The 22,600-nt window shown below is 69.5% G+C and carries 25 protein-coding genes; 17 read left to right on the forward strand and 8 right to left on the reverse strand.

Going from position 1 to position 22,600, the window contains the following annotated elements:
* The first annotated feature begins 156 nt into the window (after window positions 1-156).
* On the forward strand, window positions 157-2,151 hold the full coding sequence (locus tag AB0435_RS21130; RefSeq protein ID WP_366008414.1) for an ATP-dependent DNA helicase: 1,995 nt from the start codon (window positions 157-159) through the stop codon (window positions 2,149-2,151).
* A gap of 92 nt (window positions 2,152-2,243) precedes the next feature.
* Here the strand turns inward: AB0435_RS21130 and lexA are convergent, their stop codons facing one another.
* A complete protein-coding gene (gene lexA, locus AB0435_RS21135) occupies window positions 2,244-3,029 on the reverse strand; it encodes a transcriptional repressor LexA (RefSeq protein WP_361520735.1) in 786 nt (261 codons plus the stop codon).
* Between the two features lie 581 nt (window positions 3,030-3,610).
* Here lexA and nrdR point away from each other — a divergent pair.
* Both nrdR and AB0435_RS21145 read left to right on the forward strand, forming a co-directional pair.
* Complete coding sequence (gene nrdR, locus AB0435_RS21140; RefSeq protein ID WP_366008415.1) at window positions 3,611-4,123, forward strand: transcriptional regulator NrdR; 513 nt, start codon at window positions 3,611-3,613, stop codon at window positions 4,121-4,123.
* A 114-nt stretch (window positions 4,124-4,237) separates the two neighbouring features.
* A complete protein-coding gene (locus tag AB0435_RS21145; RefSeq protein ID WP_366008416.1) occupies window positions 4,238-7,114 on the forward strand; it encodes a vitamin B12-dependent ribonucleotide reductase in 2,877 nt (958 codons plus the stop codon).
* 110 nt (window positions 7,115-7,224) lie between these two features.
* On the opposite strand, the gene AB0435_RS21150 is transcribed toward AB0435_RS21145, so the two are convergent.
* The gene (locus AB0435_RS21150) at window positions 7,225-7,749 is read right to left on the reverse strand and encodes a TerD family protein (protein ID WP_366006337.1); all 525 of its coding nucleotides are present in this window, start codon (window positions 7,747-7,749) and stop codon (window positions 7,225-7,227) included.
* A gap of 195 nt (window positions 7,750-7,944) precedes the next feature.
* A complete protein-coding gene (locus AB0435_RS21155; protein WP_366427654.1) occupies window positions 7,945-8,403 on the reverse strand; it encodes a nuclear transport factor 2 family protein in 459 nt (152 codons plus the stop codon).
* Between the two features lie 91 nt (window positions 8,404-8,494).
* Between AB0435_RS21155 and AB0435_RS21160 the strand changes: the two genes are divergently transcribed.
* A complete protein-coding gene (locus AB0435_RS21160; protein ID WP_366427655.1) occupies window positions 8,495-9,052 on the forward strand; it encodes a TetR/AcrR family transcriptional regulator in 558 nt (185 codons plus the stop codon).
* A 297-nt stretch (window positions 9,053-9,349) separates the two neighbouring features.
* Window positions 9,350-9,955, forward strand: coding sequence for a YdbC family protein (locus AB0435_RS21165; RefSeq protein ID WP_366006340.1), 606 nt, complete (start codon window positions 9,350-9,352; stop codon window positions 9,953-9,955).
* Window positions 9,956-9,992: 37 nt separating this feature from the next.
* On the opposite strand, the gene AB0435_RS21170 is transcribed toward AB0435_RS21165, so the two are convergent.
* Entirely contained in the window at window positions 9,993-10,619 is a 627-nt protein-coding gene (locus AB0435_RS21170; protein ID WP_366427656.1) for a TetR-like C-terminal domain-containing protein, read from the reverse strand.
* A 313-nt stretch (window positions 10,620-10,932) separates the two neighbouring features.
* On the opposite strand from AB0435_RS21170, the gene AB0435_RS21175 reads away from it, so the two are divergent.
* The 4 genes from AB0435_RS21175 (at window position 10,933) to AB0435_RS21190 (ending at window position 13,958) form a co-directional block, all read left to right on the forward strand.
* The gene (locus AB0435_RS21175; RefSeq protein ID WP_366006342.1) at window positions 10,933-11,592 is read left to right on the forward strand and encodes a histidine phosphatase family protein; all 660 of its coding nucleotides are present in this window, start codon (window positions 10,933-10,935) and stop codon (window positions 11,590-11,592) included.
* 11 nt (window positions 11,593-11,603) lie between these two features.
* Window positions 11,604-12,494, forward strand: a complete 891-nt coding sequence (locus tag AB0435_RS21180) for an ADP-ribosylglycohydrolase family protein (protein ID WP_366006343.1) — start codon at window positions 11,604-11,606, stop codon at window positions 12,492-12,494.
* Window positions 12,495-12,573: 79 nt separating this feature from the next.
* Complete coding sequence (locus AB0435_RS21185) at window positions 12,574-13,275, forward strand: ribonuclease HII (RefSeq protein ID WP_366006344.1); 702 nt, start codon at window positions 12,574-12,576, stop codon at window positions 13,273-13,275.
* Window positions 13,276-13,334: 59 nt separating this feature from the next.
* Window positions 13,335-13,958: a hypothetical protein gene (locus AB0435_RS21190; RefSeq protein WP_366006345.1), complete on the forward strand. Its 624-nt coding sequence runs from the start codon at window positions 13,335-13,337 to the stop codon at window positions 13,956-13,958.
* A gap of 85 nt (window positions 13,959-14,043) precedes the next feature.
* Here AB0435_RS21190 and AB0435_RS21195 read toward each other — a convergent pair whose 3' ends face one another.
* Together AB0435_RS21195 and AB0435_RS21200 are read right to left on the reverse strand one after the other, a co-directional pair.
* On the reverse strand, window positions 14,044-14,628 hold the full coding sequence (locus tag AB0435_RS21195) for a hypothetical protein (protein ID WP_366006346.1): 585 nt from the start codon (window positions 14,626-14,628) through the stop codon (window positions 14,044-14,046).
* 224 nt (window positions 14,629-14,852) lie between these two features.
* Window positions 14,853-17,018 (reverse strand): RecQ family ATP-dependent DNA helicase, encoded by a 2,166-nt coding sequence (locus tag AB0435_RS21200; protein WP_366006347.1) that lies wholly within the window; start codon window positions 17,016-17,018, stop codon window positions 14,853-14,855.
* 182 nt (window positions 17,019-17,200) lie between these two features.
* On the opposite strand from AB0435_RS21200, the gene AB0435_RS21205 reads away from it, so the two are divergent.
* Window positions 17,201-17,350, forward strand: a complete 150-nt coding sequence (locus tag AB0435_RS21205; protein WP_366427723.1) for a hypothetical protein — start codon at window positions 17,201-17,203, stop codon at window positions 17,348-17,350.
* A 40-nt stretch (window positions 17,351-17,390) separates the two neighbouring features.
* On the forward strand, window positions 17,391-18,986 hold the full coding sequence (locus tag AB0435_RS21210) for a recombinase family protein (protein ID WP_366427657.1): 1,596 nt from the start codon (window positions 17,391-17,393) through the stop codon (window positions 18,984-18,986).
* On the opposite strand, the gene AB0435_RS21215 is transcribed toward AB0435_RS21210, so the two are convergent.
* Together AB0435_RS21215 and AB0435_RS21220 are read right to left on the reverse strand one after the other, a co-directional pair.
* Window positions 18,973-19,506, reverse strand: a complete 534-nt coding sequence (locus AB0435_RS21215; RefSeq protein ID WP_366427658.1) for a hypothetical protein — start codon at window positions 19,504-19,506, stop codon at window positions 18,973-18,975. The two genes, AB0435_RS21210 and AB0435_RS21215, sit on opposite strands and share 14 nt — an antisense overlap.
* Before the next feature lie 11 nt (window positions 19,507-19,517).
* Entirely contained in the window at window positions 19,518-19,967 is a 450-nt protein-coding gene (locus tag AB0435_RS21220) for a helix-turn-helix transcriptional regulator (protein WP_366427659.1), read from the reverse strand.
* A 233-nt stretch (window positions 19,968-20,200) separates the two neighbouring features.
* Between AB0435_RS21220 and AB0435_RS21225 the strand changes: the two genes are divergently transcribed.
* The 6 genes from AB0435_RS21225 to AB0435_RS21250 all read left to right on the forward strand — a co-directional run bounded on the left by AB0435_RS21225 (window position 20,201) and on the right by AB0435_RS21250 (window position 22,504).
* Complete coding sequence (locus AB0435_RS21225) at window positions 20,201-20,419, forward strand: helix-turn-helix transcriptional regulator (protein ID WP_366427660.1); 219 nt, start codon at window positions 20,201-20,203, stop codon at window positions 20,417-20,419.
* Window positions 20,420-20,666: 247 nt separating this feature from the next.
* Complete coding sequence (locus AB0435_RS21230) at window positions 20,667-21,020, forward strand: hypothetical protein (RefSeq protein ID WP_366427661.1); 354 nt, start codon at window positions 20,667-20,669, stop codon at window positions 21,018-21,020.
* 32 nt (window positions 21,021-21,052) lie between these two features.
* Window positions 21,053-21,436 carry a hypothetical protein gene (locus AB0435_RS21235; RefSeq protein WP_366427662.1) on the forward strand — a complete coding sequence of 128 codons (384 nt, stop codon included), beginning with the start codon at window positions 21,053-21,055 and terminating at the stop codon, window positions 21,434-21,436.
* Window positions 21,436-21,837, forward strand: a complete 402-nt coding sequence (locus AB0435_RS21240) for a hypothetical protein (RefSeq protein ID WP_366427663.1) — start codon at window positions 21,436-21,438, stop codon at window positions 21,835-21,837. Before AB0435_RS21235 ends, AB0435_RS21240 begins: the two co-directional genes overlap by 1 nt.
* Entirely contained in the window at window positions 21,834-22,310 is a 477-nt protein-coding gene (locus AB0435_RS21245; protein WP_366427664.1) for a hypothetical protein, read from the forward strand. The genes AB0435_RS21240 and AB0435_RS21245 overlap by 4 nt, the downstream gene beginning before the upstream one ends.
* Window positions 22,307-22,504 carry a hypothetical protein gene (locus tag AB0435_RS21250; protein ID WP_366427665.1) on the forward strand — a complete coding sequence of 66 codons (198 nt, stop codon included), beginning with the start codon at window positions 22,307-22,309 and terminating at the stop codon, window positions 22,502-22,504. The genes AB0435_RS21245 and AB0435_RS21250 overlap by 4 nt, the downstream gene beginning before the upstream one ends.
* Window positions 22,505-22,600 lie beyond the last annotated feature (96 nt).

Here is a 22,600-nt window from a genome sequence, read left to right on the forward strand (position 1 = left end):
GGGGGCCACCAAACTGGGCTATGGGGGGCGGCCCTTCGGGGCCGCCGCCCCGGAGATCACGAACAGCCGCCGGACGTCCGCGGCGGAACCCCGTCCGCCGCACATTTCCATGATCGGGCAAGAGATGTCAGTGCCTCCCCTTAGGCTGGACGCGCTATGACTGCCACCTCCTCGCCCTCCCTCGCCGACCTGCTGCACGCCGCCGTCTCCGCCGTCGGCGGCACCGAGCGGCCCGGTCAGGCCGCCATGGCCGAAGCCGTCGCCGAAGCCGTCGACGACAACTCCCACCTGCTGGTGCAGGCCGGCACCGGCACCGGAAAGTCCCTCGGCTATCTGGTCCCAGCCCTGGCCCACGGTGAGCGCGTCGTCGTGGCGACCGCCACCCTCGCGCTCCAGCGCCAGCTCGTGGAGCGTGATCTTCCCCGGACGGTCGACGCCCTCCAGCCGCTGCTGCGCCGCCGCCCGCAGTTCGCCATGCTCAAGGGCCGGTCGAACTATCTGTGCCTGCACCGGCTGCACGAGGGCGCGCCGCAGGAGGAGGAGCAGGTCCTCTTCGACCCCGCCGAGCCGGTGGCCCCGACGGCGGCCGCGCCGAGCAGCAAGCTCGGCAAGGATCTGCTGCGCCTGCGCGACTGGTCGGACGAGACGGAGACGGGCGACCGCGACGACCTCACGCCCGGCGTCTCCGACCGCGCGTGGTCCCAGGTCTCGGTGACCTCCCGCGAGTGCCTGTCCGCCTCCAAGTGCGCGTACGGCGCCGAGTGCTTCGCCGAGGCCGCCCGGGAGCGGGCCAAGCTCGCCGATGTCGTGGTCACCAACCACGCCCTGCTGGCCATCGACGCGATCGAGGGCGCGCCGGTGCTGCCCAGCCACGAGGTGCTCATCGTCGACGAGGCCCATGAGCTGGTCTCCCGGGTCACCGGCGTGGCCACCGGCGAGCTCTCGCCGGGCCAGGTCAACCGCGCCGTGCGCCGGGCCGCGAAGCTCGTGGACGAGAAGGCCGCGGACGCGCTCCAGACCGCTTCCGAGACCTTCGAGCGCCTCATGGAGCTCGCGCTGCCCGGCCGTCTGGAGGTGCTCCCGGAGGATCTCGGGTACGCGCTGACGGCGCTGCGTGACGCCTCCCGCACGGTGATCTCGGCCATCGGTAACACCCGTGACAAGTCCGTCCAGGACGAGGACGCCGTCCGCAAGCAGGCGCTGGCCGCGGTGGAGAGCGTCCACGCGGTGGCGGAGCGGATCGTGGAGGGTTCCGAGTACGACGTCGTCTGGTTCGCGCGGCACGACCGCTTCGGGGCGTCCCTGCGGGTCGCCCCGCTCTCGGTCTCCGGCCTGCTGCGGGAGAAGCTCTTCACCGAGCGCTCGGTGATCCTCACCTCGGCCACGCTCAAGCTCGGCGGGGACTTCAACGGGGTCGGGGCCTCCCTGGGGCTGGCTCCGGAAGGCACCGGGGGAGAGGACAGCCCGCAGTGGAAGGGCGTCGACGTCGGCTCGCCCTTCGACTACCCCAAGCAGGGGATCCTCTACGTGGCCCAGCACCTCTCCCAGCCCGGGCGGGAGGGCAGCCGCACGGACATGCTCGACGAGCTCGCCGAGCTGGTGGAGGCGGCCGGGGGCCGTACGCTCGGGCTCTTCTCCTCGATGCGGGCCGCGCAGGCGGCGGCGGAGGCGCTGCGGGGCCGGCTCGACATGCCGATCCTGCTCCAGGGCGAGGACACCCTCGGTGAGCTCATCCGGGCCTTCGCGGACGACGCGCGGACGTGCCTGTTCGGCACGCTGTCCCTGTGGCAGGGCGTCGACGTGCCCGGCCCGAGCTGTCAGCTCGTCGTGATGGACCGGGTGCCCTTCCCGCGCCCCGACGACCCGCTGATGAGCGCCCGGCAGAAGGCTGTGGAGGAGGCTGGCGGCAATGGCTTCATGGCGGTCGCGGCGACGCACGCGGCGCTGCTGATGGCGCAGGGCGCGGGCCGGCTCGTGCGCGCCACGGGCGACCGGGGTGTCGTCGCGGTGCTCGACCCGAGGCTGTCCAAGGCGCGCTACGGAAGCTTCCTGCGCGCCTCGATGCCGGACTTCTGGTACACGACGGACCGCAACCAGGTCCGCCGCTCCCTGGCGGCGATCGACGCGGCGGCGAAGGCGGAGGAGCGGTAGAGCCCGCGTCCCCCGGACCGCGTCCGGGGGCGTAGACACAGGCGAGCCCCGGAACCGGCGCAGTGGTTCCGGGGCTCGGTCGTGCGACGCCTTCAGACCCGGCGGAGCACCGCTACCACCTTGCCCAGAATGGTGGCCTCGTCACCAGGAATGGGCTGATAGGCGGCGTTGTGCGGGAGCAGCCACACGTGGCCGTCCTCGCGCTTGAAGCGCTTGACCGTCGCCTCGCCGTCGAGCATCGCGGCCACGATATCGCCGTTCTCCGCGACCGGCTGGCGACGCACCGTCACCCAGTCGCCGTCGCAGATCGCGGCCTCGACCATGGAGTCGCCGACCACCTTGAGGACGAAGAGCTCGCCGTCGCCGACCAATTGGCGCGGCAGCGGGAAGACGTCCTCGACGGACTCCTCGGCCAGGATGGGCCCGCCCGCGGCGATCCGGCCGACCAGGGGCACATAGGAGGCCGCGGGCTTGCCGGTCGTGTCGGTGGGCTGAGAGCTGGGCTGGTCGGAGCCGCGCACCTCATAGGCGCGGGGGCGGTGGGGGTCCCTGCGGAGGAAGCCCTTGCGCTCCAGGGCCATGAGCTGGTGGGCCACGGAGGAGGTGCTCGAGAGTCCCACCGCCTGGCCGATCTCGCGCATGGAGGGCGGATAGCCCCGGCGCTGGACGGAGTCCCGGATGACCTCGATCACCCGCCGCTGCCGGTCGGTGAGACCCGAGCTGTCGGCCCGGATTCCTGGAGGTCGTCCGGGAAGGGCGCGAGCGGGCTTGGGCCCCTCGGCGTTCATGGCTGCGTCATTCATCGGGTGTGCCTGGTCGAGTCGGTTCTGGGAGCGGTCCTGGGCGGTGATGGTGGCGCTGTCTGCGGTGGTGGTCACGTCGGCCCCTCTCGAGATGTTCTCCCTAGCTGGACAACGGTAGTTGCTTTCGAAAGGTTGCGCCAAACACACGTTCGAGTGAAATATCGAAGATTCCCTGACGTGATCAGGTGAGAGGGTGTACGGCTGAAGATCGATTCGACCTATTACGGTACCCTTCGGTGCGAAGTCCTACGGACTTCACGGATCCCGTCGGACCGGGCGCCGGCCGGTGGGAATCTCCCGGGAGGCGGCGGTCCGCGATGGCGGGGCGCGACCGCTGTGCCGGGGTCGCGGTGCCGGTGTCCAGTCTGTCATCCGCAGGCCCCCGAAGCCCCCGCGGGCCGTCGCGCGGGTCGCTCGCGTAGGCTCGGAGCCTGCTCGGACGGCGCGACACGCCTCCGGCGAGCTTCGCCGCCTGGCACCAGATCTAGTGGTTTGATTGCGGCGGCTACCCACAAGTTGTGGTCGACGGCTGTCGCTGGTCATTCCGGCCCGCGGCCATCGCCTATGCTTGGGGCTGCTTCACGAGGCCCCCGGAAGGGGGTCGTCGAAGTCGAAGATCGTGCACAGTCCTATGAGGGTGAGGAGGGTGGAGAGCCATGCACTGCCCCTTCTGCAGGCACCCCGACAGCCGTGTGGTCGACAGTCGGACCACCGATGACGGCTGCTCGATCCGTAGGCGCCGCCAGTGCCCCGACTGCTCCCGCCGGTTCACGACCGTCGAGACCGCGTCACTGATGGTGATCAAGCGCAGTGGGGTCACCGAGCCCTTCAGCCGCAACAAGGTCATCTCCGGGGTGCGCAAGGCGTGTCAGGGCCGGCCGGTCACCGAAGACGCTCTGGCGCAGCTCGGTCAGCGTGTCGAGGAGGCGGTGCGGGCCACGGGCAGCGCCGAACTCTCCACGCATGACGTCGGCCTCGCCATACTCGGCCCTCTCCGGGACCTCGACCTCGTCGCGTATCTGCGCTTCGCGTCCGTGTACCAGGCGTTCGACTCGCTGGAGGACTTCGAGGCCGCCGTCGCGGAGCTCCGGGAGCAGCGGCCCGTCGAGGCCACCGGTGAGCGCGTCGGGAGCGCCGAGGTTCCGGCGCCCGCCACCGCCGCCGACTAGCGGCGACAACCACAGACCTGCCCGGCGCGCCCCGCGCGCCCGGGTGAACGACAGACATCCGCGCCACGGAAGAATTGGGCGCATTAGGGCGTTTTGCCCGTAGAGGGAGGCGGCATGACAGAGACGACGAGCGGCCCGGCACGAGGTTCCCGCTCCAAGGGGAACAAGGGCGGCAAGGGTCTGCGTATCGAACGCATCCACACGACTCCCGGCGTGCACCCGTACGACGAGGTGGTCTGGGAGCGTCGTGACGTCGTCATGACCAACTGGCGCGACGGCTCGATCAACTTCGAGCAGCGTGGCGTCGAGTTCCCCGACTTCTGGTCGGTCAACGCGGTCAACATTGTCACGAGCAAGTACTTCCGAGGCGCGGTCGGTTCGCCGGAGCGCGAGTCGAGCCTGCGGCAGCTGATCGACCGCGTGGTGAAGACCTACCGCAAGGCGGGCGAGGAGAACGGTTACTTCGCCTCCCCGGCGGACGCCGAGATCTTCGAGCACGAGCTCAGCTACGCCTTGCTGCACCAGGTCTTCAGCTTCAACTCGCCGGTCTGGTTCAACGTCGGCACCGCCCAGCCCCAGCAGGTCTCCGCCTGTTTCATCCTGTCCGTCGACGACTCCATGGAGTCGATCCTCGACTGGTACAAGGAAGAGGGCATGATCTTCAAGGGCGGCTCGGGCGCCGGCCTGAACCTCTCCCGCATCCGCTCCTCCAAGGAGCTGCTCTCCTCCGGCGGCAACGCCTCCGGCCCGGTCTCCTTCATGCGCGGCGCCGACGCCTCCGCGGGAACGATCAAGTCGGGTGGCGCCACCCGCCGCGCGGCCAAGATGGTCGTCCTCGACGTCGACCACCCGGACGTCGAGGCCTTCATCGAGACCAAGGTGAAGGAGGAGGAGAAGGTCCGCGCCCTGCGCGACGCCGGCTTCGACATGGACCTGGGCGGCGACGACATCACGTCCGTCCAGTACCAGAACGCCAACAACTCCGTCCGCGTCAACGACGAGTTCATGAAGGCCGTCGAGACCGGTTCGAAGTTCGGTCTGCGCGGCCGGATGACCGGTGAGGTCATCGAGGAGATCGACGCCAAGGGCCTCTTCCGCAAGATGGCCGAGGCGGCCTGGGCCTGCGCCGACCCCGGCATCCAGTACGACGACACGATCAACCACTGGCACACCTCGCCGGAGACGGGCCGGATCACCGCGTCCAACCCGTGCAGCGAGTACATGCACCTGGACAACTCCTCGTGCAACCTCGCCTCGCTCAACCTCATGAAGTTCCTGCGCGCCGACGACAACGGCAACCAGTCGTTCGACGCCGAGCGCTTCGCCAAGGTCGTCGAGCTGGTCATCACGGCGATGGACATCTCCATCTGCTTCGCCGACTTCCCGACCGAGAAGATCGGCGAGACGACCCGCGCGTTCCGCCAGCTCGGTATCGGCTACGCCAACCTCGGCGCCCTGCTGATGGCCACCGGCCACGCGTACGACAGCGACGGCGGCCGCGCGCTCGCCGGTGCCATCACCTCGCTGATGACCGGCACCTCCTACAAGCGCTCCGCCGAGCTGGCCGCGGTCGTCGGTCCGTACGACGGCTACGCCCGCAACGCCGACGCCCACAAGCGCGTCATGAAGCAGCACGCCGACGCCAACGCCGTCTCCCCGCGCGCCGATGACCTGGACACCCCGGTCTGGGCTGCGGCGACCGAGGCGTGGCAGGACGTCGTCCGCCTCGGCGAGAAGAACGGCTTCCGCAACGCCCAGGCGTCCGTGCTGGCCCCCACCGGCACCATCGGCCTGATGATGGACTGCGACACCACGGGCGTCGAGCCGGACCTGGCCCTGGTCAAGTTCAAGAAGCTCGTCGGCGGCGGCTCGATGCAGATCGTGAACAACACGGTTCCGAAGGCCCTCAAGCGCCTGGGCTACCAGCCGGAGCAGGTCGAGGCGATCGTCGCCCACATCGCCGAGCACGGCAACGTGATCGACGCCCCGGGCCTGAAGGCCGAGCACTACGAGGTCTTCGACTGCGCCATGGGTGAGCGCGCGATCTCCGCCATGGGTCACGTCCGCATGATGGCCGCCGCGCAGCCGTTCCTCTCCGGTGCCATCTCCAAGACGGTGAACCTGCCGGAGTCGGCCACCGTCGAGGAGGTCGAGGAGGTCTACTTCGAGGGCTGGAAGCTCGGCCTGAAGGCGCTCGCGATCTACCGCGACAACTGCAAGGTGGGCCAGCCGCTCTCCGCCAAGAAGAAGGACGCCGAGGTCACCAAGGCGCCCGAGGCCGCTCCCGTCGCGGAGAAGGTCGTCGAGTACCGCCCGGTCCGCAAGCGCCTGCCCAAGGGCCGTCCGGGCATCACCACCTCCTTCACGGTCGGTGGCGCCGAGGGCTACATGACCGCCAACTCCTACCCGGACGACGGTCTCGGCGAGGTCTTCCTCAAGATGTCCAAGCAGGGCTCGACCCTCGCGGGCATGATGGACGCCTTCTCCATCGCGGTCTCCGTCGGTCTGCAGTACGGCGTTCCGCTGGAGACCTACGTCTCGAAGTTCACCAACATGCGCTTCGAGCCGGCCGGCATGACCGACGACCCGGACGTCCGGATGGCGCAGTCGATCGTCGACTACATCTTCCGCCGTCTGGCGCTGGACTTCCTGCCGTTCGAGACCCGCTCGGCCCTGGGCATCCACTCCGCCGAGGAGCGCCAGCGCCACCTGGACACCGGTTCGTACGAGCCGACCGACGACGAGGTCGACGTCGAGGGCCTCGCGCAGTCGGCGCCGCGTCACGTCGAGGCGCCCAAGACGGAGGCCCCGGCCCAGCCCGCGGCGGCCGTCCCGGCCCCGAAGCAGGCTCACAACAACACCGAACTGGTGGAGATGCAGCTCGGCCTGAACGCCGACGCTCCGCTGTGCTTCTCCTGTGGCACGAAGATGCGCCGCGCGGGCAGCTGCTATCTCTGTGAGGGCTGCGGCTCCACCAGCGGCTGCAGCTGAAAACGAGCGCCGGACGGCGCGCACCGTATGACGTGACCAGGCGGAAAGGCTCCCTTCGGGGATGCCTTTCCGCCTGGCCGTTTTTCGTGCTCCGGACGACGTGCCGGGAATCAGCGGCGGCCCATCATCGCGGCGAACGCTGTGGGATCGGCGTCGAATCCACGCACCACCTTGCGGAATGCCCACGCTCCCGAGCTGTCCCGGATGAATTCCCCGACGGTCGCGGCCGTGAACGCCGCGACGCCGGTGAGATCCTCGGCGGCCAGCACGGTGCGGTCCTCACTGATACGGACGCCCGTATTCGCCACCTCGCCGAAGGTCTTCCGCCCGGCGTTCTGCTGGATGGCCACGCCCACCACCACCCGGCCGTATTCGTCCGACAGCCGGTCGAGTTCGAGCGTCATCGCCTCGTCGGTGCCCAGGCCCTGGCCCGTGCGGCTGTCCCGGTTGAGCGTGATGGTGCCGTCAGGGGCCCGGCTGTCGAAGTGGACGAGATACGCGGGCCTTCCGTAGGGCGCGGCCGCAGGATACGTCGCGGCTATGAGGTCGAGGTCGGTGGCGGGAGTGCCGGGTGGGCTCGGGTCCCATTTGAGCGTCACCTCGACTTTTTCGATCCCCTTGTTGAGACTGTTCACCAGGCTCCCCTTCCTCGGAACTCGTCTGATGCCGCACAGGGCCCGTGCGAGGTGCCTGTGGTACGGAACCGGGCCACGGCCGGGCGAGGCGGGATTCCACGAGTTCGTGTCCCTGACTCCCAAGGATTTCATGCCCGTTGCCGCTGGTGCCACCCTCGGTGACGCATCGGACGCGACGGCATCCGTGCCCGCGGTTCAGCCGGTCCGCTCGCGTGGCGCCACCGAGAGGAACGGGTCCTCGGCGTCGGCTCCCGGAGCGGATTCACCGGCGAGGACATCGTTGATGCTGGCCTCGCGGCGACGCATCAGGCCGTCGGCGTCGAACTCCCACTGCTCGTTGCCGAAACTGACCCACTGCCTGCCGTTGGCGTCACGCCAGTCGTAACGGAAGCGCACGGAGATGCGGTTGCCGCTCCAGGACCACAGGTCCTTGCGCAGGCGGTAGTCCAGTTCCTTCTCCCACTTGAGGCGCAGGAATTCGCGGATTTCCGCGCGGCCGGTGAGGAAGCGGTCCCGGTTCCGCCAGACGCAGTCCTCGGTGTAGGCCAGGGCGACCCGATCCGGGTCGCAGGAGTTCCAGGCGTCCTCGGCGGCCTGGACCTTGGCTCGGGCGGTCTCCTCGTCGAACGGCGGAAGCGGCGGGCGCTGAGTCATGGAATTGCCTTTCCTACCAACGGAGAACGAGCGTTCTCCAGCTGTCGCGTAGCCTAGAGAACGAACGTTCTCTTCGCCAGCCGGGAGTGACATGGATATCGCCGAGGTCGAGCAGCGGGTGCTCGACGCCGCCGAGGCGCTCTTCTACGAGCACGGCGTACAGGCCGTGGGCATGGACCGGCTCCGCAGCGCGTCCGGTGTCTCACTCAAGCGCCTCTATCAGTGCTTCCCCTCCAAGGAGGCTTTGGTGGAGGCATGGCTGCGCCGTCGCGACCGTCACTGGCGCGGCATGCTCGCCGGTCATGTGGAACACCGGCCCGTGGGTAACCGGCCGCTCGCGGTGTTCGAGTGGCTGCATGCGTGGTTCGCCGAACCGGGCTTCCGGGGCTGTGCGTTCATCAACGCGTTCGGGGAGATGGGGACGGGCTCGGCGGCCGTGGCCGATGCCGTACGTGACCACAAGGCCGAGGTGCGCGGCTATCTCCTCGGCCTCGTCCGGGCCGCCGGTGCCGAGAGCGCGGAGCGGCTGGCCGACCAGCTCGCCGTGCTCGTGGACGGGGCGATCACCACCGCCGCGATCACCGGAGAGTCCGGCGCCGCCCTCCGGGCGCGGGATGCTGCCGCGGTGCTGCTCGCGCCTACCGGATGAGCGTCGGGGTGTGGGGGTTGAGGCCTGCGGCGGAGCGCTGGGTCGAGGTGGACGCCGTCGGCACGGAGCCGTGGCAGGCGGACTCCGGCGCACGCCGGAGTCCGGCCCGCTCACCGTTCCCGGTGGTGTGCTTCCGTGCCTCCACGGCGCAACGGCTGGTGAACGCCGAGGACTTGGTGGAACCGCTGAAGCGGGAGTTCTGTATCGAGCTCAGTGAGGCGGATGCCGGTCCGCTCGCGCGGGTGTACTCATCCGGGACGTGATTACGCGCCGCTGTCGGCGCCGTACGATGGCGCGGTGCTGGTCAAGTGGATTCGCTGCACCGTGGTGGACCGCCGTGGTTTCGAGCGGGGGCAGCGGAAATGGGCGGGGTTGCTCGGCGAACCGGGATTCCGGGGGCAGGGCGGGGGCTGGAGCAGGGGCCGCCCCCAGGTGGCGCACCTCTTCGGCTTCTGGGAGAGCAGGGCGTTCTACGACTCGTTCATGGCACGGTCCCATGACAGGCTGGCGGCCGCGCAGGCGGGCACGTACAAGAACATCCAGGTGCGGCTGTTCGAGCGCCGGTGCGACGTAAAAGTGGGTTTCCGGCCGCAGTTCGCGGACGCGGACGTGGTGCGTGTCGCCCACTGCCGCGTGCGTGAGGACCGGGTCGAGCACTTCACGCTGATGCAGGAGAAGGTGTGGAACCCGGCCATGGCCGGGTCGCCGGGAATGCTGCGCGGTGTGTTCGGTGAGGCGCCGGGCCAGGAGTTCCTGGTGCTGTCGATGTGGAACTCCGGGGCCGAGTACGGCAAATACCGTGCCGACCGGTTGGAGCGGCTCGCGCTGCGGGCGCAGACCGAGGCGGACGTCGCGGCGATCGGCGGTGACATCGTCGCGATAGAGCCGTCCTGGACGGTGTGACCGCCGTGCCCGATACGAGGTCAGGGCATGCCCGGCGTCAGACGGGCCGGGTGTAGACCCCCGCGCGAGCCGCGGCGAGTGCCGCGTCGGCCGCCTGGTCGGCGTCGGCCGTGTCGATGGGCTCCCGGCTGATGAACAGCCGGAAGAACAACGGGGCCGAGACGGCTCGCATCAGAGCGCCCGGTTCGGTCCCGGAGGGCACCTCGCCGCGCTCGGCGGCCCGTTCCACCAGTGGCGTGCAGCGTGCGAACCGCTCGGCGTAGAAGGCACGCAGGGCATCCGCCGCGCGCGCGGACTGGAACGCGGCGGCGATGAAGGCGGCCGGGACGGCGGCACCGGCGGGGTCGCCGAGACTGTCGAGGATCTCTTGTGTCAGGGCGCGCAGATCGCCCCGCAGGGACCCGGTGTCGGGCGGGGTCCAGCTGTCCTCGCCCGCGAGTTCGAGCGCGTCGGCGACGAGCCCTTCGACCCCGCCCCAGCGCCGGTAGAGCGTCGTCTTGTGGACGCCGGAGTGCTCGGCCACGTACTCGACCGTCAGGCCCGGGTAGCCGGTCTCGACCAGCCCTGCGAGGACGGCGTCGCGGACGGCGTCGCGGGTGCGGGCGGTGCGCCCGCCGGGCCGGACGGTGCCGGGGGCCTGGGAGGGCGGCGCGTCGGACGACAACTGCTACTCCTGTTGCGTTAGTCGGCGGGGTCGTGTCATGCTGAGAGTAATGCAACTCGGGTTGTGTTTGTGGCTCGGCCGTGCCGTGCGGGTGGCGCGGCGCTCGCGGAGCTGCGCGCCATGGAACGCCGCTCCGCCGGCTCAAGACCGGCCTGGCGAGCTGGCCGAATGGCCGGGAGCTCTGGTGGTGGTCTCCCGCGACCGGCTGCTGACCAGCCGCTTCACCGGGCGTCGCTGCGAGATACGGGCAGGTCGGCCGCTGATCGACGGGTGACGTGCGGCAAGAGGCCCGCGCTCGATCTAGGGTGGCGGCATGCCACGGCCCCGACGCATCGTTCTCATCCGCCACGGCGAGTCGGTGGGCAACGTCGACGACACCGTTTACGAACGGGAGCCCGACCACGCTCTGAGCCTGACCGAAAGAGGTCGCAAGCAGGCCCGCGAAGCAGGTGTCCAGCTGCGTGAGCTCTTCGGGGACGAGCAGGTGTCCGCCTACGTCTCGCCCTACCGCCGTACGCACCAGACCTTCCACGAGCTGGGGCTCGACCCGGGCCGGGTCCGGGTCCGCGAGGAACCGCGCCTGCGCGAACAGGACTGGGGCAACTGGCAGGACCCCGCAGACGTGCGCCGTCAGAAGGCGTACCGGGACGCCTACGGCCACTTCTTCTACCGCTTCGCTCAGGGCGAGTCGGGCGCCGATGTGTACGACCGCGTCGGAGCGTTCCTGGAGAGCCTGTGGCGCAGCTTCGAGGACCCCGGCCACCCGCCGAACGTCCTGCTGGTCACCCATGGGCTGACCATGAGGCTGTTCTGCATGAGATGGCTGCACTGGACCGTGGCCGAATTCGAGTCCCTGTCGAACCCGGGCAACGGAGAGACCCGCGCCCTGATCCTCGGCACCGACGGCAGGTACCACCTGAACCGGCCGTTCGAGCGCTGGTGCACCCCCGAACCGTACGGCTTCACCGGTTAGAGTTCGCTGCGATGACCGCTGACCGATTCCACCGAGCCCTGGGGAGCCTGCGCGGGCTGGCTCTCGGTGATGCCCTCGGGTCCCAGTTCTTCGTCCCCGCCCATTACCCCTCCCTCAAGCGCCGCGAACTGCCGCCTGCCCCCTGGCAGTGGACCGACGACACCGAAATGGCCTGTTCGGTGCTGGCCGTCCTCGCCGAGCACGGCCGGATCGATCAGGACGCCCTGGCCCGTTCCTTCGCCGAGCACCACGACTTCGACCGCGGCTACGGCCCGGCGGTCAACCGCATGCTGCGCCTGGTCAGGGAAGGGGGCGACTGGCGGGAGCTGGCCGCCGCCCTGTTCAACGGGCAGGGCTCCTGGGGCAACGGCGCCGCCATGCGCATCGCCCCGCTCGGCGCCTGGTACGCGGACGACCCGGAGCAGGCGACGCACCAGGCCGAGATCTCCGCGTACACCACCCACCAGCACCGCGAGGCCGTGGCCGGGACCATGGCGGTGGCCGCCGCCGCGGCGATCGCCGCCGCACCCGGCTCCGTGTCGGCCGAGGCGCTCCTGGACGGTGTGATCGCACTCGTGCCGCGCAGCGCGGTCCAGGCCGGGCTGCGGCGCGCACGCGACATGCTCGACTACGGCGATGCGCACACCGTCGCCGCCGTCCTCGGCTGCGGACGCCGCACCAGCGCCCACGACACGGTGCCTTTCGCGCTGTGGGCCGCCGCCCGGAACCTCGGCTCCTTCGAGTCGGCCTTCTGGGCGACCGCGCAGGTGGGTGGCGACGTGGACACCACCTGCGCCATCGTCGGAGGAGTGGTCGCGGCGGGCGAGCGGGGAGCGCCGCCGGCGAGCTGGCTGGAGCGCGTCGAAGCGCTTCCCGGCTGGCTGCCGACCGCTGTGAGCTGACCGGACAGAAGGAAGAGACGAAAAGGGGAGGGGGCGGGGCTACTCGGGCCGGAGCCGGGGGCGTACGCTTGCTGGCGCTATGCCGTACGAACCGCCTACCCACACCGTCGAGCGCTCCCTGCGCGCCACGACCGGAGCCAAGGTCGTCGCCGGAGTCGACGAGGTCGGCCGCGGAGCCTGGGCCGGACCGGTCACCGTGTGCGCGGCCGTCACCGGTCTGCGTCGCCCCCCGGAGGGGCTCACCGACTCCAAACTGCTCACCCCCAAGCGCCGCACGGCGCTCGCGGCTGAGCTGGAGAGCTGGGTGACCGCTCACGCGCTCGGGCACTCCTCCCCACAGGAGATCGACGAACTGGGAATGACGGCGGCGCTGCGACTGGCGGCCACCCGCGCCCTGGACGCCCTGCCCGTACAGCCCGACGTGGTGATCCTCGACGGCAAACACGACTACCTCGGCGATCCCTGGCGGGTCCGCACGGTCATCAAGGGCGACCAGTCCTGCGTGGTCGTCGCCGCCGCCTCAGTGATCGCCAAGGTGCGGCGTGACGCCATGATGGCCGAACTGGGCGTCGAGTGCGCCGACTTCGGCTTCGGCGACAACGCCGGATACCCCTCGCCGGTGCACCGCGCCGCCCTGGAGGCGCTGGGCCCCACCCCGCATCACCGGCTGTCCTGGTCCTATCTCGACGCGCTGCCCAGGTGGCAGCACCTCAAGCGGGTGCGCGGCACCCCTGAGGCACTTGCTCTGGAGGCCGGTGGCCAACTCGGTTTCGACTTCTGAGCGGCACCGGCCGCCACCCGCCGACGCGTCCCGCACAGGCGTTTGATAAACATCAACTCATGCCTCTCATCCCCGAGGAGCCTCAGATTCCCGAGAGTGTCCCGGGTCCCCGCGCAGTTCCGGCCCCCGGCCGTGGCGCGCCGACCCCCCGTCCTGTCCCTGGCCCCGGCCCCCGTCCGGCCCCAGTGCGGCCCGGCAGCCCCGGCTCCCACCAAGGTCCGGTGCCGGTACCGTCCCCGCGTGCCGCGGTGACGCCGGCCCAGGCCCCCGTCGCACCTGCCCCGGCCCCGGCGGCCGCTCCGCAGGTCCAGCTGATCCCCGCCTCCGCGCAGGGCGCGCTGGACGCCGCGGACGAGGCCGTCGACCTGCTGCTCGACACCGGTCGTGAGCCCGGCGAGATCCTGGTGCTCACCACCGGCGACCCGCACCCCTGGGCCGTGCACGAGCTGTCCTTCGGTGAGGCGTCCTACTGGGCGCAGCACGACGCCCGCGACGACGTGTTCTACGCGAGCGCCGAGGCGGGCCGCGTCGGGCGCCGTCCGATCGTGGTCGTCGCGGTCAACGGTGGCGCGGACGCCGTGGTGGACGGTGCCCTGCCCGTCGCCCTGGAGCGTGCGGGTGCGCTGCTGATCGTCTGCGCCGAGCCCCAGCGGGTCAACTCCCTGCTCCCGGCAGGCGTCTGAGGCGCGAACCCGGCGGTCACCCGGCCCTGGAGGCGGCGGTGACCGCGGGGTTCGTGCCCCGGCCCGCCGCCCATGGGCCGGCCGGTCAGCCGGCCGCTGTGCGGTACAAGGCATTCCGCATCTCGGAGGTCATGCTTCCGGATGCCGGTGGCGCAGCCCGGTACAGGGGCGAGCGCGGACGCCGTCCGCTGCGCCCTTCACCGAGTATCTGCCAGCCACTCATGGTCAGCGTGATGTACGCGCCGCAGCGCAGGCCGTGCAGGGTGCAGGCATCACGCAGGCCCCACATCCACGCCCCGTCCTCCTCCGTCCAACGGGCCTCGCCCTCCCGGCAGTAGAGAAGCACAGCCGTGCGGACCGGGGTACGGCGCCGGAGGTCGTGCGGGATCACCTGACGCAATTGCGCGAGGAGCGCGTTGCGGAGCTCCCAGCCGTCGGCCGAGGCGTGCTGTCTGGTGAAGGACGCGCTCGCGGCGAGCCGTTCGTCGGGATCGAGGACGGCGACGACCGCCGTCGACGGTGCGGGCAGGTGACGTGCGTGCAGGCCGGTGATCAGTTCGCGCGGGTTCCGCAGCAAGGGGATCCCTGCCGCGGCCCACTCGGCGGGCTCCAGCGAGCGGCCCAGCCGGGGACCGGAGTCGGCGGGCGGCGGAGCGAAGCCGAAGGTCATGATCCTCCCTTCGTCTGCGTGCCCATGGGTGGGCGCGGGCGGGCGTCGGGCAAGGGCGCGCACCGCCATGGCAGTCCGCCGGGCCATGGACGGACGGGGGCGGGAGCACGTCCGATTCTCCCGGCTGCGCCGGTGCGCGGCAACGATCAATTGGCGCCACTGCGCCTCCCACCGGGCGGTGTGCGCCCCTACCCCTGCCCAGCCTCCCTACCCCTCACGCGCGCCTATCCCTGTACCGCCAGTACCAGCGGGAGTACGTCCTTCGCCCCTGCCCGGCGCAACAGCCGCGCTGCCACGGCCAGCGTCCAGCCCGTGTCCGCCAGATCGTCGACGAGCAGCACGGGGCCGTCCGTCGAGGCCAGGGCCGTGGCGAGAGCGGGCGGCACGGTCAACGCCCCGTCCAGGGCCCGCAGTCGCTGGGCGCTGTTGGTGCGCGGCAGGTGGGTGTCCGCTTCCGAGTCCCGGTACTCGACCGTGCCGAGCAACGGCATCCGGCCGATCCTGGCGATGTGCTCGCCGAGCGACTGGATCAGCTTGGGCCGGGTGCGGGAGGCGAGCGTGACGACACCCACCGGCCGGGCGGTCGCGCCGGGCGCGCCGCCGGCCCAACCGCCCGGCCCCCGGGCCCAGTCGGCCAGCACGGTCACCACGGCGTCCGCCACGTCGTCCGGAACAGGACCGTCCGGTGTGTTGGGGGCGAGGAGCGGCCGCAGCCGGTTGCCCCAGCCGATGTCGGAGAGCCGGCCGAGGGCCCGGCCGGTGGCGGCTTGTTCCCCTGCGGGGATACGGCCTTTGAGGTCCACGCCGACCGCGGGCATTCCCGTCGGCCACATCCGCCGGGGCTCGAGCTCGACACCGGGCCGCCCCAGTTCGCCGCGCGAGGCGTCCAGCGCGGTCGCGGAGACCTCGGCGGTGAAACGGGGGCCCGCGCAGTTGTCGCAGCGCCCGCAAGCGGTGGCGCCCTCGTCGTCGAGCTGTCGCCGCAGGAACTCCATTCTGCATCCCGTGGTGGTGGCGTAATCCCGCATGGCCTGCTGCTCCACCTCGCGCTGCCGGGCGACCCAGGCGTACCGCTCGGCGTCGTAGGCCCACGGTCGGCCGGTCGCCGTCCAGCCACCGCGAACCCGGTGCACCGCGCCGTCCACGTCGAGCACCTTGAGCATGGTCTCCAGGCGGGAGCGCCGCAGATCCACCTGCGGCTCCAGGGCGGGCAGCGACACCGGCCGGTCGGACGCGGCCAGCACGTCGAGGGTGCGGCGCACCTGGTCCTCGGAGGGGAAGGCGAGGGACGCGAAATACTTCCAGATGGCCTCGTCCTCGCGGCCCGGCAGCAGCAGCACTTCCGCGTGCTCCACCCCGCGCCCGGCGCGGCCCACCTGCTGGTAGTAGGCGATGGGGGACGACGGCGATCCCAGGTGGACGACGAACCCCAGGTCAGGCTTGTCGAAGCCCATACCGAGGGCGGAGGTGGCGATCAACGCCTTGACGCGGTTGGCCAGCAAGTCTTCCTCCGCCTGCTGACGGTCGGCATTCTCGGTCTTGCCGGTGTACGAGGCGACGACGTGGCCGCGGTGCCGCAGGAACGCGGTCACCTCTTCGGCGGCGGCGACGGTGAGGGTATAGATGATGCCGGAGCCCGGGAGCTCGTCGAGGTGGTCGGCGAGCCAGGCCAGCCGGTGGGCGGCGTCGGGCAGTTGCAGGACGCTCAGGCTCAGGCTCTCCCGGTCCAGCGGCCCGCGCAGGACGAGCGCCTCCTCCGAGGTCTCGCCCGTACCCAGCTGCTCGGCGACATCCGCGGTGACACGCGCGTTGGCGGTGGCGGTCGTGGCGAGCACGGGCACGTCGGGCGGAAGATCGGCCAGCATGGTGCGGAGGCGGCGGTAGTCGGGGCGGAAGTCGTGGCCCCAGTCGGAGATGCAGTGGGCTTCGTCGACGACCAGCAGGCCGGTGGCGGCGGCGAGTTTGGGCAGCACATTGTCCCGGAAGTCGGGATTGTTGAGGCGTTCCGGCGACACGAGCAGCACGTCCACGGTGCCCGCCGCGACCTCGGCCTGGACGGTGTCCCATTCCTCGGTATTGGCGGAGTTGATCGTGCGTGCGTGGATGCCGGCCCGCGCGGCGGCCTCCACCTGGTTGCGCATCAGGGCGAGGAGCGGCGAGACGATCACAGTGGGGCCGCTGCCGCGCTCGCGCAGCAGCGCGGTCGCGACGAAATACACGGCCGACTTGCCCCAGCCGGTCCGCTGGACGACCAGCGCGCGGCGATGGTGGGCGACCAGTGCTTCGATCGCGCGCCACTGATCCTCGCGCAGTCTCGCGGCGCCCGTGGTGTCTCCGACGAGACGGGCCAGGACGGTGTCGGCCGAGGTGCGGAGGTCTTCGTTGGTCATGCCCCCATGCAACACGAGGGCACTGACATCGCGCGACCGCGACCATGGACCTGTGGAAAACGTGGGCGCCCCCGAGAACCGCGGCCCGCCGTGGAGCCACCGTCCACAAGATTCGTACGACAATATGCGGCGGTTATCCACAGGGCTGGTGGGCCGCCGCGCAGTCGCGGGACTCTCGGGCCATGACCAAGCACAGCGACTCACCCCACCCGTTCTCCTCGTCCGCCGACGCGTCCGGCCCCACGGGCCCGCACGCGGAACAGGAGGTCACCCTCCGCAGCCCCGCCGAACTGGCCGACGCCCTGCCGTACTTGCTGGGCTTCGTGCCGTAGAACCCTGGCGAGAGGTTATGGCCTGAACTATCGTGCCGTCATGCCGATCGCACCGGAGTATCTGCATCTCGTCTATCCAGGTCTCTTCCCGGCCTTCCTCTACGGTCGCAACTCCCATGACCCGTCCAAAAAGGGTGCGAGCGTCGACACCCAGGTAGATTTTGGGCGCGAGCTCTGTGAGCGCTTCCGGTGGCCCATCGTGGGAGTTTTCAATAAAGACGTCGATCGATCCGCTTCACGTCATGCCAGGAGGCAGCGTGACGACTTCGAGGCAATGCTCGAAGGTATCAGAGACGGCAAGTGCCGAATTGTCGTCGCCTGGGAGGCGTCGCGGTATTATCGTGCGCTTGACGAATACGTCCGCCTGCGCAAGGCGTGTCAAGAAGGCGGAGTCCTGCTGTGCTACAACGGCACAATTTATGATCTAAGCAAGCGCGAGGACATCAAAGCGACCGCGCGGGATGCATTGGATGCCGAAGACGAAGTTGAGGGAATTCGAGACCGGAATCTTCGTACCCAGCGTAAGCTCGCAGAGGACGGGAGGCCGGCCGGTCGCACGCCGTATGGCTATATGCGCCGTTATGACCCGGAAACCGGCGAGCTGGTCGACCAGGTACCCCACCCGGTGCGTTCGCGCTTCGTCGTTCAAATATTCAAACGCTTCGCGGCAGGTCAGACCGCGTACCGCATTGCCAAATGGCTCAACGCGAATCCGAAAGCAGTGACCCCGTCGGGGGCTACCTGGGATGGTGGTGCGGTCGTCGAACAGCTGCGCATGCGGGTCTATATTGGGGAGCGAGTTCACCGCGGCGTAGTGGTGCCCGGAAAGGCTTCATGGAAGCCCATCATTGATGATGAACTATTCCATCAGGTGCAAAATATCCTGGACGACCCAAAGCGTCGAAGAAACTACGACGTGAAGGCGAAGAATCTCCTAGCCTTCCTCGCTTACTGCGGGGCGCACCCCGACCTGGGGAGGGAGGCCGAAAAGGGGGGAGATGCTCACGCATCTAAAGATGTCCAGAGTGTGCCCGCTCGGCGCAAGCGCAAAAAGGCGAAGGAACACATTCCCCCATTCCTGATAGCGGGCAAGCGGAATGATCGGCGCACCTATTACTGCTCCGCGAAGGCCGACACTGCCATTCGTGCGGATGTCCTGGAGGCATATGTAGAGGAGGCGGTTCTCGAATGGCTCGGGACCGATGCGGCCGCCTCGGCGTTCCGACGTGACGATCAAGGAGAGGAGGCGCAGGAGGCACGTAATCGGCTGGCTCGGCTCAGGGCGCAGCTGGAGGAGGCGCAGAAGCTGGCCGGAGAGTTTGGGTCGGACGGGAAGCCGAAACTGTCGATCTTGTCGTTGGCTGCCCTGGAGGGTCGCCTTCAGCCGCAGATCGACGATGCGCTCCAGGAGGTCGACGACCTGGTGTCGCCCATGACGCCCCTGCTGCGCCGACTGGTTGGCCGGCCTGACAGAGAGAAGGTCTGGGCGGGTTTGCTGTTGGAGCAGCAGCGCGAGGTTCTGCGACAGGTGGTCACGGTGCGCCTTAACCGTGCGCATGTGAAGGGCGCTCAGAAGCTCATGCCGGGGCGAATTTCGCTGTCTTTTGTGGGTCAGCCGGGCTTTAAGGGCGACTGATGTCGCGGCCGTGGGTCCGTGCGGGCTCGATGGGGAAGGGGATGATTGCCCTGCCGTGAGTGTGGGCGAGTGAGTCCATGAGGCGGCCTGTGGTGAGCATGGAGAACGCGGCTTCGAAGGTCTCGGATATTAGGGCGGCACGCTCCTCCTCGAACTGCTCCCGCAGCCTGGCGTGCTCGGCTTTGATCTGTTTCGACGAGTGCCGAGTTGCTTCTTCTGCATCGCGTCGCATGCGGTCACGCTCGACGCCGAGGGCGGACTGTGCTGCCAGGTACCGCATGCGTTCGATGTCGGCTGCTCGGATCGCGTCTTGGATGCGGGAGCGCTCGGCCGCTGTGTCGGTGATCCATGTGCGAATGAGTCGCAGGGCGATCAGGGTCAGTGCCGTGATGGTGAGGCAGGCGCCGCCAGCTGCGCGGGCTGGGTCGCTGGTGAGGACGCCGACTAGGACCACGGTGATGCCGATTGCGAGGACTGTCGTGGCGGCTGTTGCGGTGGTTCTTTCGCCTGAGAGGATCACAGGCCCCCCGTTCAACGTTCGGCTGCTGCACCCCCGTTGCCGCTCTCGGTTTCAGGGGTTTGTTCCTGTTCGAGCCTTTTGAGCCGTTCGATCGTCCCGTAGAAGATCTCGCGGTTGACGGGGTTGGTGATGCCTAGCTCGTCAGCTGCTTCCTCTGGGGAGATGGGTTGAGATCGTACCGGGGTTGTGGCGATCTGGTGCAGGGTTGAAGCCGAAACAATTTCGGCGCCGACGAGCAGGTCGGCTACTGGCATGCCCAAGGTCTTGGCCAGCGGTTCGAAGGATTTGGGGTCGGGGATCCGCTGGCCGAGCAGCATCCGACTGATGGTGCTTTCCGGGAGGCCGGAGTCCCGGGCGAGGCGGGCAGTGGCTCCGCGTCCGGTGTAGCCGGCGCGGCGGGCGGCGGGCGCGACGAGTGCCGCGAACTTTTCCGCGCGCGTGGGGGTGGCGTCGGCTGTCATGGCGCACACCCTAGCTCCCTGGTGAGGGAGTAGTCACGCCCTTGTCAGGGAGCAAGGATGCAGGTCAAGCCACCGGCAACGTTGTCGCTGGATGGAGCGGGTCGTCGAACGTGTGGACTGAGAAAACCGGATATGCCCTAGCTCACAAACATGCTTGCCAGGGAGCATGGACACCCCTATATTCATGTCAGGCAGGGAGGAAGTCTCCCTCACCTGCACGAAGGGGGTAGCCCATGTTCCGTCTGCGCGTCGACCTGCTGCGCGACGTCGCCAGGAAAAAGGGCGACTGCTCGGGGTACGCCATCGCCCGGCGCACGGAAATCTCAGAGTCCTCCGTCTACCGGATTCTCAGCGGGACCACCCAGCCTGACTTGAATTCGATGCTGCGCATCCATGAGGCGTACGGAGTGCACGTCGAGGACCTCATGGAACGCGTCAAGGTCCGCATATGACGCCCGCTGAGCGTCGAGCGCTTCTCGGTGACGACCTGATCGAGCACATCCGCCTTGAAGTGGCTGCGGCACCGCCGCCCACACCCGAGGTCATCGCTCGTCTGCGGCTCATCCTGGCCCGCCCTGCGGGGCGAGACAGGTCCATCGGCCGCATCGCGGCCTGACCGACAACTGCGGGGCCGCTCCGACTTCCTGGCCCGAGCGACCCCAACGGATCACCTCTCATCATCTACGAAAGAGGCTTCCCGTGAGTACTCAGCCTATCGAACGCCCGCCCACCAACAGGTGGGCGGCCATCTCGGACAACACGCTCGCCGTCAACGTCCTTCTCGGCTCGACCGGCCTGCCCGCCCCGACCGTCATCCCGCTCCCGGAGGCCGTACACGTCTCGGTCGCGGACGTCGATGACCTGGGCCTGTGGCTCGCGGAGCGCGGCGGCGAGATCCACGTCAGCCCCGCCTTCGAAGGCGTGCAGTTGTGGACGCTGCACACGACGACCCCGGAGCGTGCGGACGGCTCGTCCGTATCGGTGCTGGTATCGGCGGCCGCCCCGGCGGATCAGATGATCCGGCACGACATTCTCACGGCGGTGGTCCGGTGAGCAGAGAGGTACGGGTTCGTGCGGCGAGGAACGTGATCGCCGCGGCATGGGAGTGCGGCCGGTCGCCGGTCACCGATCAGGCGACGGAAGCGGCACAGGCTCTGGAGGATGCAGGTCTGCTGATGTCACCGGAGGTGGCGGCAGAACTGGAGCGGCTGCGTGCTCAGTTCGTCGAGCTGGAGCGGCGGCCGGGCTCTGAGCCGCCGGTCAGGAGCATGCAGTCTCCCCGGGACAAAGGCCAGTGCCACCACGGCCGCGTGCTTCTGGTGGAGCGCTGCGCCGATTGCGAGAACGCGAGGGAGACCGTCCACGACGCGGACTTGGTCTCGCTGCGGACCGGCATGCGCGGCCGGCCCTCTCGCCGCTGCCGTGTATGCGGCCTTCGCTTCACCCACCGCGTCCACAGGAGCGCCTGATGAATGTGCATCCCAGCAAGAAGCCGGGCCTGTCCTTCTCTCCCACCTCCGACGGCCTGGGCATCGTGCTCCGCGCTGACTTGATCCGGCACGACACGATCACCGGTCTCGTCGCGGAGTGGCAGGAGCAAGGCGCGCAGGACGACGTGGAGGCGGCGCTGGAGCGGCTGGCCGACGTGGCCCATTCCGGTGCGGACGTGTATCCGGCGGAGGTCGACGCGCGGGTCGAGGAGGTGGAGGCGGCGGCGTGCATGGGGGACGCGCAACTCGTCATCGGTTTCGACGACGCGGTCAGGCTGCATGCGGAGCTTGATGCGCTGATCAAGCTCCGGTCCTCCCGGTTCGGCGGCTCCGCGGGGCGGATTCCGCAGCAGCGCCGCGAAAGGGGTGCGGCCGCGTGAGCACCGAAATCTTCCATCTGCGTCGGACAGCCGGCGAGGCCGGGAAGGACACCCGCAAGGGCGAGTCCACCCGCGCCGCTTCCCCCTGGCAGCTCGCGGCAGACGGTCTCAACGCCCTGGTCGATGCCGGTGTCCCGCCCGCCATGGTCGAGTTCTCCGTCGACGGCAGCGTCACCCTCACCGACTGGCATCTCGTCGAGCTGGCCCATGACTGCTTCGGCACCAGTCACATGCAGATCGGCGGCTGGCTCCCGGAGGACTACGAGGTCGGCTCGGTCAGCCTTGGCACGAACCACATGGTCCGTGTCGACCTGCCGGGCCGTGCGGTGGCCGCGCACGACGTGAACGTCACGGTCAGCGTGAAGGGCTACGGCGGGTCCCGGCGCTTCATGAAGATCCAGTGGCCGCACGCCTGCGACCCCAGCCGCGACGCGCGCCAGAACAGCGCCGCGGGGAACGGCGGTGTGCGATGAACATCCGCCGTACCGCGGGGATTCCGCGTCATGAGCGGGAGGGCCGTCCGGGCGATGTGCTCGGCGTGCACCCCAACACCCAGCAGGAGCGGTCAGACGCCAGGCGGCTGGTGCAACGGGTGGCGCGCGATGGCCAGGACGTGTCGGAGCTGCTGGACGCGCTCGGTCTGACGGAAAGGGCAGCCGATGAGTGAGCCGTTCAGCCCGCGAGTGGCCGACCTCCTTGATGCGATTCGGCACCAAGGCGGCGGGTGGACCACGCACCGTGTCATGCGTACCCACCGTGCCAA

The organism is Streptomyces sp. NPDC051173 (assembly GCF_040689515.1).
Taxonomy (GTDB): domain Bacteria; phylum Actinomycetota; class Actinomycetes; order Streptomycetales; family Streptomycetaceae; genus Streptomyces.